General features: G+C 66.5%; 13 protein-coding genes. 1 reads left to right on the top strand and 12 read right to left on the bottom strand.

Annotated features, from left to right (window positions below; translation table 11 throughout):
• Nucleotides 1-66: 66 nt before the first annotated feature.
• Genes murC through ftsW form a run of 3 tightly spaced genes read right to left on the bottom strand, consistent with a single transcriptional unit; the run spans nt 67 to nt 3742 of the window.
• The gene (gene murC, locus ACFQ3C_RS02390) at nt 67-1464 is read right to left on the bottom strand and encodes a UDP-N-acetylmuramate--L-alanine ligase (protein WP_380788828.1); all 1398 of its coding nucleotides are present in this window, start codon (nt 1462-1464) and stop codon (nt 67-69) included.
• Nucleotides 1461-2579 (bottom strand): UDP-N-acetylglucosamine--N-acetylmuramyl-(pentapeptide) pyrophosphoryl-undecaprenol N-acetylglucosamine transferase, encoded by a 1119-nt coding sequence (locus ACFQ3C_RS02385; protein ID WP_380788827.1) that lies wholly within the window; start codon nt 2577-2579, stop codon nt 1461-1463. The genes murC and ACFQ3C_RS02385 overlap by 4 nt, the downstream gene beginning before the upstream one ends.
• A complete protein-coding gene (ftsW, locus tag ACFQ3C_RS02380) occupies nt 2576-3742 on the bottom strand; it encodes a putative lipid II flippase FtsW (protein ID WP_380788826.1) in 1167 nt (388 codons plus the stop codon). Before ftsW ends, ACFQ3C_RS02385 begins: the two co-directional genes overlap by 4 nt.
• A 130-nt stretch (nt 3743-3872) precedes the next feature.
• Here ftsW and ACFQ3C_RS02375 point away from each other — a divergent pair, with 130 nt between their 5' ends.
• Nucleotides 3873-5054 (top strand): BaiN/RdsA family NAD(P)/FAD-dependent oxidoreductase, encoded by a 1182-nt coding sequence (locus tag ACFQ3C_RS02375; RefSeq protein WP_380788825.1) that lies wholly within the window; start codon nt 3873-3875, stop codon nt 5052-5054.
• Between the two features lie 220 nt (nt 5055-5274).
• Here ACFQ3C_RS02375 and murD read toward each other — a convergent pair whose 3' ends face one another.
• From murD to mraZ, 9 genes are read right to left on the bottom strand one after another with little or no spacing between them, the layout of a single operon-like run.
• Nucleotides 5275-6678, bottom strand: coding sequence for a UDP-N-acetylmuramoyl-L-alanine--D-glutamate ligase (gene murD / locus ACFQ3C_RS02370; protein WP_380788824.1), 1404 nt, complete (start codon nt 6676-6678; stop codon nt 5275-5277).
• Nucleotides 6675-7121 (bottom strand): ACT domain-containing protein, encoded by a 447-nt coding sequence (locus ACFQ3C_RS02365; RefSeq protein WP_380788823.1) that lies wholly within the window; start codon nt 7119-7121, stop codon nt 6675-6677. Before ACFQ3C_RS02365 ends, murD begins: the two co-directional genes overlap by 4 nt.
• The gene (gene mraY / locus ACFQ3C_RS02360; RefSeq protein WP_380788822.1) at nt 7121-8203 is read right to left on the bottom strand and encodes a phospho-N-acetylmuramoyl-pentapeptide-transferase; all 1083 of its coding nucleotides are present in this window, start codon (nt 8201-8203) and stop codon (nt 7121-7123) included. Before mraY ends, ACFQ3C_RS02365 begins: the two co-directional genes overlap by 1 nt.
• Nucleotides 8203-9648 (bottom strand): UDP-N-acetylmuramoyl-tripeptide--D-alanyl-D-alanine ligase, encoded by a 1446-nt coding sequence (locus tag ACFQ3C_RS02355; protein WP_380788821.1) that lies wholly within the window; start codon nt 9646-9648, stop codon nt 8203-8205. The genes mraY and ACFQ3C_RS02355 overlap by 1 nt, the downstream gene beginning before the upstream one ends.
• Nucleotides 9645-11141, bottom strand: a complete 1497-nt coding sequence (locus ACFQ3C_RS02350) for a UDP-N-acetylmuramoyl-L-alanyl-D-glutamate--2,6-diaminopimelate ligase (RefSeq protein WP_380788820.1) — start codon at nt 11139-11141, stop codon at nt 9645-9647. The genes ACFQ3C_RS02355 and ACFQ3C_RS02350 overlap by 4 nt, the downstream gene beginning before the upstream one ends.
• A 23-nt stretch (nt 11142-11164) precedes the next feature.
• On the bottom strand, nt 11165-12949 hold the full coding sequence (locus ACFQ3C_RS02345) for a peptidoglycan D,D-transpeptidase FtsI family protein (protein WP_380788819.1): 1785 nt from the start codon (nt 12947-12949) through the stop codon (nt 11165-11167).
• Entirely contained in the window at nt 12946-13296 is a 351-nt protein-coding gene (gene ftsL, locus ACFQ3C_RS02340; RefSeq protein ID WP_380788818.1) for a cell division protein FtsL, read from the bottom strand. The genes ACFQ3C_RS02345 and ftsL overlap by 4 nt, the downstream gene beginning before the upstream one ends.
• Before the next feature lies 1 nt (nt 13297).
• Nucleotides 13298-14290 carry a 16S rRNA (cytosine(1402)-N(4))-methyltransferase RsmH gene (gene rsmH / locus ACFQ3C_RS02335; RefSeq protein ID WP_380788817.1) on the bottom strand — a complete coding sequence of 331 codons (993 nt, stop codon included), beginning with the start codon at nt 14288-14290 and terminating at the stop codon, nt 13298-13300.
• 3 nt (nt 14291-14293) lie between these two features.
• Nucleotides 14294-14797, bottom strand: coding sequence for a division/cell wall cluster transcriptional repressor MraZ (mraZ, locus tag ACFQ3C_RS02330; RefSeq protein ID WP_380788816.1), 504 nt, complete (start codon nt 14795-14797; stop codon nt 14294-14296).
• Nucleotides 14798-15265 lie beyond the last annotated feature (468 nt).

Below are 15265 nucleotides of genomic sequence, written 5' to 3'. Positions count from 1 at the left end.
TTGCTCCAAATATCCATCACGCTCCGGTTCCGCGCAAGCCATCGGGCGCGGACCGGGCGCACGCGCTCAGCCCTGCAGCCGGGCGGGCAGGTTGTTGGCCCAGGCGCTGATCGTGCCCGCCCCCAGGCAGACGACCATATCGCCGGGCCGCGCCTGTTCGCGCACCAGCCGCAGCAGGTCATCCTCATCCGTCACGGCCCGCGCGTGGCGATGCCCGTGCCGGATCAGCCCGGCCACCAGATCGTCGCGGCTGGCCCCCGCGATGGGCGCCTCGCCCGCCGCGTAGACCTCGGCGATGGCGACGACATCGGCCTCGTTGAAACAACCGCAGAAGTCTTCGAACAATGCGCTCAGCCGGGTATAGCGATGCGGCTGGTGCACGGCGATGACGCGGCCCTGCGTGGCCTGGCGGGCCGCCTTCAGCACGGCCGCGATCTCGACCGGGTGATGGCCGTAATCGTCGATGATGGTGACGCCGCCCACCTCGCCCACCTTGGTGAAGCGCCGGTTGACGCCGCCAAAGGCCGCCAGCGCACCGCGGATCTCGTCACCCTTCATGCCCAGATGCCGCGCCACGGCCACCGCCGCCAGCGCGTTCGACACGTTGTGATCCCCCGGCATCGGCAGGGTGCAGCCCTCGATCACGATATCCTCGGCCTGCAATGCGATGTCGAAATGCGCCACACCCGCCTCATAGCGCAGGTTCAGCGCGCGCACATCGGCCTGGGCGTTGAACCCATAGGTGATCACGCGCCGGTCCGTGATACGGCCCACAAGGCTGCGGACCTCGGGGTGATCGGTGCAGCAGACCGCCACACCGTAAAAGGGAATATTCGAGACGAAATCCACAAAGCCCTGTTTCAGCCTTTCGAAATCGCCCCAGTGTTCCATGTGTTCCGGATCGATATTGGTGACGATGGCGATGGTTGCGGGCAGCCGGTTGAAGGTGCCATCGCTCTCGTCAGCCTCGACCACCATCCATTCGCCCTGCCCCATCCGCGCGTTCGAGCCGTAAGCGTGGATGATCCCGCCATTGACGACCGTGGGGTCGATCCCGCCAGCCACCAGCACCTCGGCCACCATCGTGGTGGTCGTGGTCTTGCCATGGGTGCCCGCGATGGCGATGTTGGATTTCAGCCGCATCAGCTCGGCCAGCATCTCGGCCCGGCGCACGACGGGCAGGCCCATGCGGCGCGCCTCGTCCAGCTCGGGATTGCCCGGCTTGATCGCGCTTGAGATCACCACGACCTGCGCGCCGGCGAGGTTCTCGGCCGCCTGCCCTTCGAAGATGGTGGCGCCAAGCCCCGCCAGACGGTCGGTGATCTTGGTTGTCTTCTGATCGGACCCCTGCACGGTATAGCCATGGTTCAGCAGCACCTCGGCGATGCCGGACATGCCGATCCCGCCGATGCCCACGAAATGGATGGGACCGACGTCGCCGGGAAGTTTGGTTGCCGCGTTCATTCTGCGCCTTTCGGGGTCTTGTGGGTCTGGACCAGCGCCTCGACCATATCGGCCAGGGTCTGGGCGGCATCGGGCCGCCCGCAGGACAGCGCCGCGCGGGCCATATCCTCGGCCCCTTGGGGATTGTCCAGTACCAACATCATCTGATCGGCCAGAACCTGCGCGTCCAGCCTGCTTTCGGGGATCAGGATCGCGGCCCCCGCATCAACCAGTCCGCGCGCATTGGCGGTCTGATGATCGGCGGTGGCGGCGGCAAAGGGGATCAGGATCGCGGGGCGACCGATCACGCTCAGATCCGCTACGCTCGAGGCGCCGGCACGGCTGATCACCAGCTGCGCCTCGCTGATCCGGCGCGGCACATCCTGGAAGAAGGGTTTCACCTCGGCACTGATGCCGGCCTGGGCATAGGCGTCCTCGACCCGGTCGACATCCTCGGCACGGGCCTGGTGGCTGACGCGCAGGTTGCGGCGCACCGCATCCGGCAGGGCCGCCACGGCGGCGGGCACCACATCGGACAGGATGCGCGCGCCTTGGCTGCCGCCGATCACCAGCAGCGACATGGGATAGTCGCCCGGCGCGATATAGCCCGCCCCGGCGCGTTCCAGCACCGCCGCGCGCACCGGGTTGCCCACGTCGACGCCCGCGACGCCCGCAGGCAGATCGGTGGGCCAGGTGCCGCAGGCCACCTGATGCACACGCGGCGCAAACAGGCGATTGACCCGGCCCAACACGCCGTTCTGTTCATGGATCATGCGCGGCAGGCCCAGCAGCGTTGCCGCCGCCATGGCCGGGATCGCGGGATAGCCGCCAAACCCCACCACCGCAGCAGGCCGGTCGCCCCGCATCCGCCAGGCCGCGCCCAGGATGCCACCCAGCACGCGGAACGGCACCAGCGCCTTGGCTGGCAGACCGCCCCGCGCGAAGGTGGCGCTGGCGATCTGTTCGACCTCGACCGCATGGGGAAAGCCGCCGGTGTAGCGCGCGCCGCGCGCATCCGTGCTCAGCTTCACGCGCCAGCCGCGCCGCAGCATCACCTCGGCCAGGGATTGCGCCGGGAACATGTGCCCGCCGGTGCCGCCTGCCGCGATGACCAGAAGGGGCGCGTCGCGGTTCATCTGATCCTCCCCCTCAGGATGTCTCCGATCTCGCCCTGCGGACGGGTGCGGGTGAAGGCCAGCAACATGCCCACCGCAATCCCCCCCGCAATCAGCGAGGAGCCGCCATAGCTGACGAAAGGCAGCGTCATGCCCTTGGCGGGCAGCAGCCGCACGGCCACGCCCATGTTGATCAGCGCCTGCACGCCGAACATGCAGGCAAGGCCGGTGCCCGCCAGACGGATGAAGGGATCGCGTTCCCGCATCAGTCGCAGCAGCGACCGCACGACCACGCTGGCATAAAGCACGATGACGCAAAGCACCAGGATCAGACCGTATTCCTCGGCCGCGACCGCGATGATGAAATCCGTATGGGCATCGGGCAGCGACCACTTCACCTCGCCGCCGCCAACGCCGACACCGAAGAATCCGCCCTCCTGGATCGCATTCGTGGCATAGCCAAGCTGCGTGCGCGGATCCAGCTCTGGCGTCAGGAACCCGTCGATGCGGCGCGCGAAATGCTCGGAATTCTCATAGGCGAAAGTGCCGCCCAGCACGACAAGACCGGCAATGGCGACCAGCAGCACCATCGGCGCGCCGGCCACGAAATACATCACGCCCCAGCCGAACAGGATCAGCGCCGCCTGCCCGAAATCGGGCTGAAACGCCAGCAGCAGCACGATGGCCGCCGCCAGCATCAGCGACCACAGCCGCCCCGGGGGGCCGTTGATCTCTTGCCCTGCGGCCAGCATCCATGCGGCCACGACGATGAAGCCGGGCTTGAGGAATTCGGAAGGCTGCACGCTGGCAAAGCCCAGCGAATACCACCGCATCGCGCCCTTGCCGAAATCGGTGCCGAAGAACGGCAGCCCGATCAGCGAGATGAATGCCACGAGAAACCCGATGACCGCCAGCCGCCGGACCAGCAGCGGCGACATCATCGAGGTGAGGAACATCGCGATCAGCGCCAGACCGCCGAACATCGCCTGCCGTTCGACATAGTGAAAAGGCGCAAGCCCGTTCTTCGAGGCCAGCGGCGGCGAGGCGGCAAAACCCAGCAGCAACCCGATCCCGAACAGGATCAGGATGCAGGACATCGACCAGCGGTCGATGGTGCGCCACCATTTGGGAAGAACAGGCTCCGCGTTCCTGACCGGAACCGAGCCATAGACCATCTCTGTCATGGATTACCGCCGTACACTGCCTCGAACATCGCCCCTTTTCGGGGTCTGTCGCGAAGTGTAGCGCGAAAATATCCGCAATGAAAGCCTTATCCCCTTGCCTTGGCGGGCAAATCGCGCCACCTGCCCGTCCATGCAGGTTGACACGCTGATCCTTGGTGCCGGGGCCGCGGGGCTGATGGCGGCCGCCCATGCGGGGGGCCGGGTGCTTGTCGTGGACCACGCCAAGGCGCCGGGCGAGAAGATCCGCATCTCGGGCGGGGGGCGGTGCAATTTCACCAATCTGCACGCCAGCCCCGCCAATTTCATCAGCCGCAACCCGCATTTCTGCAAATCGGCGCTGAAACGCTATACCCAGTGGGATTTTCTCGATCTGGTGGCGCGGCATGGCATCGCCTGGCATGAAAAGACGCTGGGCCAGCTGTTCTGCGACAACTCGGCCAAGGATATCGTGGCGATGCTGCTGGCCGAGATGAAGACGGCGGGCGCCGATCTGTGGCAGTCCACCGCGATCCTGTCGGTCGCCCGTGACGGCGCGGGCTTCAACGTGACGCTGGAGCGTGATGGCCGGCAGGTCATGGTGCAGGCCGCCAATCTGATCGTGGCGACGGGGGGCAAGTCGATCCCCAAGATGGGGGCCACGGGCCTGGCCTATGACATCGCGCGCCAGTTCGGCCATGCGGTCACGGACACGCGCCCTGCCCTTGTGCCGCTGACCTTTCAGCCCGAGCGTTTCGCCCCCCTGGCCGGGGTGGCGACCTCCGTGACCGCCGCCTGCGGCCAGACCAGCTTCGCCGAGGCGATGCTCTTCACCCATCGCGGCCTGTCGGGTCCCGCGATCCTGCAAATCTCAAGCTACTGGGTAGAGGGTGACAGCATCACCGTCAACCTGATGCCGGACGCCGACCCCTATGAGGCGCTACGCAGCCAGCGGCAGGCCAGCGGGCGGCGGCAACTGGGCACGGTTCTGGCGCAGATGCTGCCCACGCGGCTGGCTGATCATCTGGCCACCGAATGGGCGCTGGCGGGCAACCTTGCGGATCAAAGCGACGCCAAGCTGCGCGCGCTGGCCGACCGGCTGACCGGATGGGCCCTGACCCCCACCGGATCCGAGGGCTACCGCACCGCCGAGGTGACGCTGGGCGGCATCGACACCGACGGGCTTTCGTCGCAATCCATGATGTCCAAGACCGTACCGGGCCTTTATTTCATCGGCGAGGCGGTGGATGTCACCGGCTGGCTGGGCGGCTACAACTTCCAATGGGCCTGGTCGAGCGGTGTCGCGGCGGGCCGGGATATCGCGGCAAAGGGATAAGGCCGCGCGGGCGCCGACACACGGGGTGGCAAAGCAACGCCAACGCGAAGGCACTTTATGGCTGCCCGGTCATCCAACCGCAGTTCATGCCGGAACGCTTGCAAAATCGCCGCCCCGATGGGGCATGCCTGCGATCGCGCGGCGGTGTCGCGCACCTTGATTCCGCACGGGGATTCCGCGCGGGAGCGAGGTGTCGGGAATGACACCTCGACAGCGCGCCCTACCCCTGCAATCCCGCCCTGACGCGTGCTGCGAAATCCTCGCCGCGTTTCTCGAAGTTGTCATATTGGTCGAAGCTCGCCGCCGCCGGGGCCAGCAGGACCACCTCTCCGGGTTGGGCATCGCGCATCGCGCTGGCGACAGCCGACTCCATCGTGGTGCAGACTTCGGTCTCGACCTCGGGCAGTTGCAGCGCGAAACCCGCCGCCTCGCGCCCGATCACATAGGCCTTGACCACCGATCCCAATGACGCGCGCAACCCGTCAAGCCCGCCCTCTTTCTCAAGCCCGCCGCAGATCCAGCGGATCTTGTCAAACGCCGCCAGCGCCTTGGCGGCGCTGTCCACATTGGTGGCCTTGCTGTCATTCACATAGCGCACGCCATGCGCCTCGGCGATGGTCTGGCTGCGATGCGGCAGGCCGGGGTAGCTGGCCAGCCCCGTCTCGATCACGCGCGGGGCCAGACCCAGCGTGCGGCAGGCGGCATAGGCGGCGCAGGCGTTCTGATGGTTATGGGCACCGGGCAACCCCTGCATGGGACGCAGGTCGATGGCGGCCACCTGCTTACCCTTGCGCCATTCGGCCAGAAAGCCCTTGCGGGCGAACACGTCCCAGCCCGGCCCCGACAGCTTGCGCGCGGCCGAGACACGGATGACCCGGTCATCCCCCGGCCCTTCCGAAAGTTGATTGGCCAGGTACAGCCCCTCGACCTCGTCCACGCCGATGACCGCGCGGTCCGGCCCGCCTTCGGCGAAAAGCCGGCGCTTGGCCGCGAAATAGCCACCCATCCCGGCGTGACGATCCAGATGATCGGGGCTGAGATTGGTGAAGACCGCCACATCCGGCGTCAGCGCACGGGCCAGATCGGTCTGGTAGCTTGAGAGTTCCAGCACCACCACGCCGCCGTCACCCGGCGGGTCGATGTCCAGCACCCCGCGCCCGATGTTGCCGGCAAGCTGCGCCTCGCGGCCGGCCTGTTCCAGGATATGATGGATCAGCGCCGAGGTCGTGGATTTCCCGTTCGATCCGGTCACCGCAACGACACGCGGCGCGGTATCGAAATCATCCCATTCGGCCACGGCGAGCGAGCGGAAAAACAACCCGATATCGTTGTCCACCGGCACCCCCGCCTCATAGGCGGCGCGGATCACGCGGTTGGGTTCGGGGTAGAGATGCGGAATGCCGGGGCTGACGATCAGGCTGGCGATATCGTCAAAGGCGCCGGGGCGCGTCAGGTCGCGGATCGTGAAACCCTCGGCCTCGGCCTTGTCGCGCGCGCTGGCATTGTCATCCCAACAGACCGGCTCCGCCCCGCCCGCCACAAGGCTGCGCGCCGTCGCCAGACCCGACCGGCCCAGGCCCAGCACCGCCAGTTTCTGCCCCTCATGCCCGCGCACCGGAATCATGTTCTGGTCCTTTTCTGTTGCGCCGCCGCGCCCTGTTTCGCCAGTTCCGTCAGGATCACCATCGCCCGCGCCGCATCGCTTTCGGGCACGAAGGCATGATCGTGATGATAGGCCGCCACCATGTTGCAGGCGATGCCGTGATCCGCAAGCGCCCTTGCCACGGCGGCGGTCAGGCCGACCCCCTCAAGCGCTGAATGCACCGACAGGGTGATGCGGGCCATCGGCGGGCCATCGGACACGCCCGCGCGGCAGGCCGCATCCTGCGGCAGGATCAGCGACAGCCCCTCGGCCTCGTGGAAACTGGCCAGGGCCGCCGCCCGCGTTGCGGCATCCGCGGCCCCTTCGGTAAAGGTACAGAACTGATAGCTCTGCGGATCAAGCACCGGGGCCATGCCCGCGATCATGGCGTCCCTGTCCCGGACCGGACCGCCCGATGCGGCCATCAGCGCACCTTCAGCGTGGCCAGACCGATCATCGCCAGGATCAGCGAAATGATCCAGAAGCGGATCACGATGGTCGATTCCGCCCAGCCCTTTTTCTCATAGTGATGATGGATCGGGGCCATCAGGAAGACCCGCTTGCCGGTGCGCTTGAAGTAGAGCACCTGGATGATCACGCTCAGCGCCTCGACCACGAACAGCCCGCCGACGATGGCCAGCACGATCTCGTGCTTGGTGGACACCGCGATCGCGCCCAGAGCGCCGCCCAGGGCCAGCGAGCCTGTGTCGCCCATGAACACCGCCGCAGGTGGCGCGTTATACCACAGGAAACCAAGCCCACCGCCGATCAGCCCGGCGACGAAGATCAGAATTTCCCCCGTGCCGGGGACGTAATGCACATCCAGATATTCGGTGAAATCGACGCGCCCGACCGCATAGGCGATCACGCCCAGCGTGCCGGAGGCAATCATCACCGGCATGATGGCCAGACCATCCAGCCCGTCGGTCAGGTTCACCGCATTGGCCGCGCCCACGATCACGATCATCGCGAAGGGCACGAACAGAAAGCCAAGGTTCAGCAGCGTTTCCTTGAAGACCGGGAAGGCCAGCTTGTTGGTCAGCGCCTCGGGGTGATACTGCGCCGCCCAATAGCCCGCGATGGCCGCGACCAGCAGACCCAGCGCCATGCGGATCTTGCCCGGCACACCGCGCGTGTTCTGCTTGGACACCTTGGCATAGTCATCGGCAAAGCCGATGGCGGCAAAGGACATGGTGACGAACAGCACGATCCAGACAAACGGGTTGTCCAGCCGCGCCCAGAGCAGGGTCGATGTCAGCAGCGCCCCCACGATCAGCAAGCCCCCCATGGTGGGTGTACCGGCCTTGACGAAATGCCCCTGCGGTCCGTCCTCGCGGATCGGCTGGCCCTTGCCCTGCCGGCGCCTGAGCACGTTGATCAGCGGGCGCCCGAACAGGAAGCCGAAGATCAAAGCGGTCATGAAGGCCCCGCCTGCCCGGAAGGTGATATAGCGAAAGAGGTTGAAGAAATCCCCCCCGTCCGACAGCGCGGTCAACCAATACAACATTACTCTGTCCCCTTGTCTGATTGAGGCGCGGGATGGCCCAGTTTACGCAGCGCGTCAACCACAAGGCTGACCTTGCTGCCCTTGGACCCTTTCACCAGCAGGATATCCCCCGCATCGACAAGACGATGCGCGCGCGCGGCCAGCGTTTCCGCGCTTTCGGCCCATTCGCCGCGCTTGGCCTGCGGCAGCGCCTCCCACAGATGAAGCATGCGCGGGCCGACGCAATGGACCAGCGACAGCTTGGCCACATACGGCAGATCCGCCAGCGCGCGGTGCATCGCCGCCTCGTCAGGGCCAAGTTCCAGCATGTCGCCCAGCACGGCGATCCGGCGGCCCTGGCGCACGCGGCCCAGGCCGTCGCGCGGCAGCGTCGCGGCCAGCACCTCGAGCGAGGCCGCCATCGAGGTCGGGTTCGCATTGAACGCATCATCGATCAGATCGAAGTAAAGATCGTCACTGAGCGGATCGAGCATGTAGCGCTCGCGCGTGCCGCGTCCTGCGGGCGGCTCCCAGCTGCCCAGGTCATTGGCCGCCATCACCGGATCAAGCCCCAGCGCATCGGCCACGGCCAGCACGCCCATGCCATTGACCGCGAAATGCCGCCCCGGCGCCTGCACCTTGAACAGGACCGGGCGGCGCCAGGCGCGGCCATGCACCACACTGGTCTGGTCGCACAGGGTGATATCGGTCACGCGGTGATGCACCTGCGGGGTTTCGCCAAAGGTGATGGTGCGCGCCGCAAAGCGCCGCGCCCAGTCCAGCAGGATCGGCGAGGTATCCAGATCCCCGTTCAGCACCGCCACGCCCCCCGGTTCCAGCCCGGTCAGGATGGAGGCCTTTTCATGGGCGATGCCCTCAAGGTTCTCGAAGGCTTCCAGATGGGCGGCGGCCACGATGGTCACCATGGCCACATGCGGCCGGGCCATCTGCGCCAGCGGCGCGATCTCGCCGGGGTGGTTCATCCCGATCTCGATCACCGCGAATTGGGTATCGGCGGGCATCCGGGCCAGCGTCAGCGGCACGCCCCAATGGTTGTTGTAGCTGGCTTCGGCCGCATGGGTGCGCCCCTGCCCCGACAGGACACAGCGCAGCATCTCCTTGGTCGAGGTCTTGCCGACCGAACCCGTCACCGCGATCACGCGGGCCTTGGTGCGGGCCCGCGCCGCGCGGCCCAGATCCTCCAGCGCGCGCAGAACATCGGGCACGATCAGCAGCGGCGCATCCGCGGCCACATCGTCGGGGCGATGCGTGACCAGCGCCGCCGCTGCCCCCTTGGCCAGGGCCTGCGCCACGAAATCATGCCCGTCCCGCGCCGCCTTGAGCGCCACGAACAGATCGCCGGGCCGGATCGTGCGCGTGTCGATGGACACGCCATGCGCCTGCCAGTCGCAAGTGGTCTTGCCACCCGTGGCGGCCACAGCATCGGCTGCGGTCCAAAGGGTCATGCCAGCCTCCCGTCAAGGGCAGCCACTGCCATGCTGGCCTGTTCCACATCGTCGAAGGGCAGCACCATGTCGCCCACGGTCTGCCCGGTCTCATGCCCCTTGCCCGCGATCAGCAGCGCATCGCCCGGCCCCAGCGCCGCGACACCGCGCAGGATCGCCTCGGCGCGGTCGCCGACCTCAAGCACATGGGCGCGCGCAGCGGCAGGAATGCCGGACAGCACGGCCGCACGGATGGCGGCCGGATCTTCGGATCGCGGGTTGTCATCGGTCACGATCACCTGGTCGGCATTCTCGGCCGCAGCCTGCCCCATCAGGGGCCTTTTGGTGGTGTCACGGTCGCCACCCGCGCCGACAATGGCGATCAGCCGCCCCATCACATGCGGGCGCAGCGCCTTGAGGGCGGTCGCCACCGCGTCGGGGGTATGGGCGTAATCGACAAACACCGCCGCCCCGTTGGACCGCGTCGCCGCAAGCTGCATCCGTCCGCGCACGGTGGTCAGGTGCGGCAGGGTTTCGAAGACGCGGTCGGGATCGGCGCCGCAGGCGATGACCAGCCCCACGGCCACAAGGATGTTTTCCGCCTGGAACCCGCCCAGCAGCGCCAGGTCGGCGCTATAGCTCTTGCCCCGGAACCGGCAGAGGATGGTCTGCCCCGTGGCGTCGAAACGTTGCGACACCAGTTGCAGATCCGCGCCCTCGCGGCGGCCCACGGTGATGACCTCTTGCCCGCGGGTGCGCGCCACCTTGGCCATATCCATGCCGCGGCTGTCATCGACATTGATCACCGCCGTGCCATCCACGCCCAGAACGCGCGCAAAAAGCCCGGCCTTGGCGTTAAAATAATCCGCAAAATCAGCGTGATAGTCCAGATGGTCCTGGGTCAGGTTGGTAAAGCCCGCAGCCCGCAGATGCACCCCGTCCAGTCGCCGCTGCGCCAGCCCGTGGCTGGAGGCTTCCATCGCCGCATGGGTCACGCCCGCCGCGGCGGCCTGCGCCAGAACGCGGTGCAGGGTGATCGGTTCGGGCGTGGTATGGCGCAGAGGCGCTTCATACGCGCCCTCGACCCCGGTGGTGCCCAGGTTGACGGCGGCAAGGCCCATCTCCTCCCAGATCTGGCGGGTGAAGGTCGCGACGGATGTCTTGCCGTTGGTGCCGGTCACGGCCACCATCGTGGCGGGCTGGGCTGCGAACCACAACGCGGCCGCACCGGCCAGCGCCTGGCGCGGATCCTCGGCCACGACAATCGCCGCATCCGCGGACCCAAGCGCATCGGCGGCCAGACGCGCGCCATCCGCATCGGTCAGGATGGCAGCCGCCCCCTGTTCCAGCGCGGTGGGGATGAAAGAGGCCCCATGCACGCGTGTTCCCGGAAGGGCCGCGAAAAGATAGCCTGCGCGCACCTCGCGGCTGTCCACGGCCAGGCCCGTGATCTGCGCGTCGCGCCCGGATTTGGCGGTAAGGCCAAGCTGCGCCAATGATTTTGCCTGCCCCACCCGATACCCCTGCGCGTCGCGTCTCAGTTTGATGTCAGCGTTATACCAGTCAATTCCGCGGGTTCAATCTCGGGGCGCAGGCCAAGCAGCGGTGCCACGCGGCGGATCACCTCGGCGGCCACGGGCACGGCGGTCCAGCCCGCGGTGCGGCGCGGCTCGGAGCCGGATGTCTCGACGGCCTCGTCCAGCGTCACGATCAGCACGTATTTCGGATCATGTGCGGGGAAAGTCGCCGCGAAAGTCGCCAGCACCTTGTCGGTCTCGTAGCCGCGCCCGTCGATGCGCGGCTTGTCGGCGCTGCCGGTCTTGCCGCCCACGGCATAGCCCGGCACATCGCCGAAACTGGCGGTGCCCTGGCTGACGGTCAGGCGCAGCATCCGCCGCAACTGTTCGGATGTCTTTTCCGAGATGACGCGCGGGCCGAATTGCGGGCCGTCCTGCTTCAGCAGGGTCGGTTCCACCCGCGTGCCGCCATTGACCATCGTGGCATAGGCCGCGGCCAGATGCAGCGGCGTGGCGGAAATGCCGTGACCGTAGGAAATGGTCATCGTGGACAGTTCCGACCAGCGCGGCGGCAACAGCGGCCGCCCGCCACGGGCCTCGACCATCTCGAACCTGGTGGTCTCCAGCAGGCCAAGCTGACCCAGGAAATCGCGCTGACGATCCGCGCCGATCTCGATCGCGATCCGCGCGGTGCCGACGTTCGATGACTTTTCGATCACCTTGGACACGGTCAGTTCCGGGCCATAGTTGCGGAAATCGCTGATCCGGTGGCGGCCCCATGTCATCGGGGATTTGGTGTTGATGATCGTGTCGGGGGTGACCATGCCAAGCTCAAGCGCCTGGGCCACGGTGAAGATCTTGAAGGTCGAACCCAGCTCATAGACCCCCTGCACCACCCGGTTGAACAGCGGACTGTCATCGGGGCGGCCCTGCGTCGGCAGCGCGGGGCGGTCGTTGGGGTCGAAATCGGGCAATGAGGCAATCGAGATCACCTCGCCGGTGTGCACATCCATCAGCACGGCGGCCGCACCCTTGGCGTTCAGCAGGCGCATGCCGCCCGACAGCACCTCTTCGGTGGCGGCCTGGATCGTCAGGTCCAGTGACAGTTCCAGCGGTTTGCCCGCCTGCGCCGGATCGCGCAACTGTTCGTCGAACTGACGCTCGACCCCGGCCACGCCGATCACCTCGGCGGCATGGACGCCCTCGCGGCCGAACCCGGCCCCGCCAAGCACATGCGCCGCCAGTCGGCCATTGGGATAAAGCCGCATGTCGCGTGGCCCGAACAACAGCCCCGGATCGCCGATGTCATGCACGGCCTGACGCTGTTCGGGGCTGAGGCGGCGCTTGATCCACAGGAATTTGCGGGTGCCGGTGAAATCCTCGACCAGCTTGTCGCGGTCCAGATCGGGGAAAATGCGGGCAAGTTCGGTCGCGGCATGCGCGGGGTCGATCATCTGCGGCGGCTGGGCATACAACGAATAGGTTTCGAGGTTCGTGGCCAGTACCCGGCCCTGCCGGTCAACGATATCGGCGCGCAGCGCCTCTATCTCGGCGCCGGCGGCGCTGGCGCGCGGCTCTGACGGCTCGGATGCGGCCAGTAGCCCCATCCGCGCACCCACCATCGCGAAGGCGCAGACAAACAGGACGCCCAGCACCAGCAGGCGCCCCTCGGCGCGCTGGCGGGCGCGGTCGCGCATCTCCTCGTGCCGCAGGCGCAGGTTCTCGCGTTCGATCGCATCGGGGTTTTCCCCCTTGGCGCGGGCTTCAAGGACACGGGCCAGCGGGCGCAGCGGTGTGCGGATCATGGCCGGACCTCCGTGTTGGACACTTCGATCGGATCGGTAATCGGCAGCAGGACCTCTTCGGCCGGCGGAAAGGCCACCTGGTCGATGCGGCCGAACTGCTCGGGCGCCATCGGCATCAGGCCCAGACTGTCGAAATTCAGATCCGCAAGGTCGCGCAACCGTTCGGGCCGGTTCAGATAGGCCCATTCCGCGCGCAGCACCGCAAGACGCGCGCGCGAGGCGCCGATATCGCGCTGCAACTGTTCGGTCACGTCCAGCGCCTGTTGGGTGCGATAATTCTCGCGGTAGGCCCAGAAGGCCAACCCGATGACGGCACAGGCGGTCAGCACGAACAGCACGGAGCGCATCCTAGAAATCTCCCTTGATCATTGGCATCCCCAAGGCGGCAGGGTCGGTGGGTCCGGCAGGGGCCTCGGTGCGGATCGCGACGCGCAGCTTGGCGCTGCGCGCGCGTGGGTTCTCGGCCAGTTCCTGATCGTCAGGGCCGATGGCCTTGCGCGTGGTCTGGCGGAATTGTGCATCGGTTTCAGCCTCTTGCGGAGCATAGCGATTGGCGCGCCCGGCCGTGCCGCTGCGCGCTTGCAAGAAGCGTTTGACCATCCGATCCTCGATCGAATGAAAGGTGACGACCGCCAGCTTGCCGCCGGGCTTCAACGCCCGCTCTGCCGCGGCAAGCCCGGTTGCCAGTTCGCGATATTCGTCGTTCACGGCAATCCGCAGCGCCTGAAAGCTGCGGGTGGCGGGATGCGATTGCCCCGGCTTGGCGCGCGGCAGGCATTTCTCGATCAGGCCCGCCAGTTGCAGCGTCGTGGTGATCGGCGCCTCGGCGCGGGCCTTGACGATGGCGCGCGCGATGCGGCGGCTGGCGCGTTCCTCGCCGTAATGAAACAGGATATCGGCGATCACGCCCTCATCGGCGCCATTCACGATATCGGCGGCAGACGGGCCGGACTGGCTCATCCGCATGTCCAGGGGGCCATCCTTCATGAAGGAAAAGCCACGCTCGGCCAAGTCCAGCTGCATCGAGGACACGCCAAGATCCAGCACCACACCGTCAAGGTCATGGCCGTATTCGTCCATGCGGGAAAATACGCCCTCGACCATCTCGATCCGGTCGCCATAGGCCGCAGCCCAGCTTGCCGCCATCTGAAAGGCCAGCGGATCGCGATCCACCGCGATGACGCGTGCGGCGCCCGCCTCCAGCAGCCCGCGCGTATAGCCGCCCGCGCCGAATGTGCCATCCAGCCAGACGCCGGTGACAGGCGCCACCGCCTTCAGAAGCGGACGCAGCAGAACCGGGATATGAGGGGCATTGTCAGGGGTTGGCGCGGCAGCGGCCATGGCTCAATCCCCTTTCGCATTATCCAGATAGATGAGCGGATCGAAATCCTCGGGCAACTCGTCAAGCCATGCCTCGGCGCGGGCCAGCTCTTCGGTCTCGTAGGTTTCGGGCTTCCAGATCTGGAAGGTGTCTCCGGCCGCGATGAAGAAGGCCTCGTCCTCGATCCCGATCTTGGCGCGCAGCTTGGCCGGAAGAACGATGCGTCCGGTCTCGTCCACAGAGGTGGGATAGGATTGCCCGTGGAACATCCGTTCCAGCATCTTGCGCTGCATCCCGCCGCGCGGCAGCCCGGCGATCTTGGCGTCAACCTCGGCGATCGCCTCCATCGTGTAGCATTCCAGGAACTTGCGACGGTGATCGCCATAGACGATGACCAGCTCGGGGTTCAGGCCTTCGGTCCAGTTCGGATCACCAGCTTCAAGCACACGACGAAACAGGGCCGGGATAGACACCCGCCCCTTGCCGTCCACCTTGTGCTGGCTCTCGCCTCTGAACCTGCGAACCACTGTCCCGTGATCCCTCTACCTTGTCCCCCCGAAAATCCGAACCGTCAAAACATCGACCGTTTAATGGAAAACGGCGGATTGAGCTGCTGCCACTGCTCAATCCGCCGCCCTCGTCCCGCTTGGCGGGGTGTCCGACTGCGCGCGCCACCTGGGGGGATGTCTGCTCGCTCGCGCGCCGGATCTCTCAGATCGATGAAAAGCGGGTGCCTGTATGAAACCTGACTTGGGATTTTTACTTCGGGGTCTTTGGCGCCCCTTGTTTGTTCCCGTCCTCATCGTGTTTTCATGGATAGAATGGGAATTCATGGTACGCAACAAAAATATTACCCCGATTCCCACATGATCTTGTTCGCCAGCCCCCTGAAAAACAACATCTTGCGCGAAATTCGCTCAGGCATATACCTTCTGTAGGTGTACGTGGAAAACCAGACACTAAATGTTGATGTGAGCCCATCGCGGTGTACCGGC

Origin of the sequence: Seohaeicola saemankumensis (assembly GCF_042678485.1) — a bacterium.
Taxonomy (GTDB): Bacteria; Pseudomonadota; Alphaproteobacteria; order Rhodobacterales; family Rhodobacteraceae; genus Seohaeicola; species Seohaeicola saemankumensis.
The sequence above is the reverse complement of the archived record's forward strand: the minus strand, read 5'-3'. Positions and strand labels throughout refer to the sequence as shown.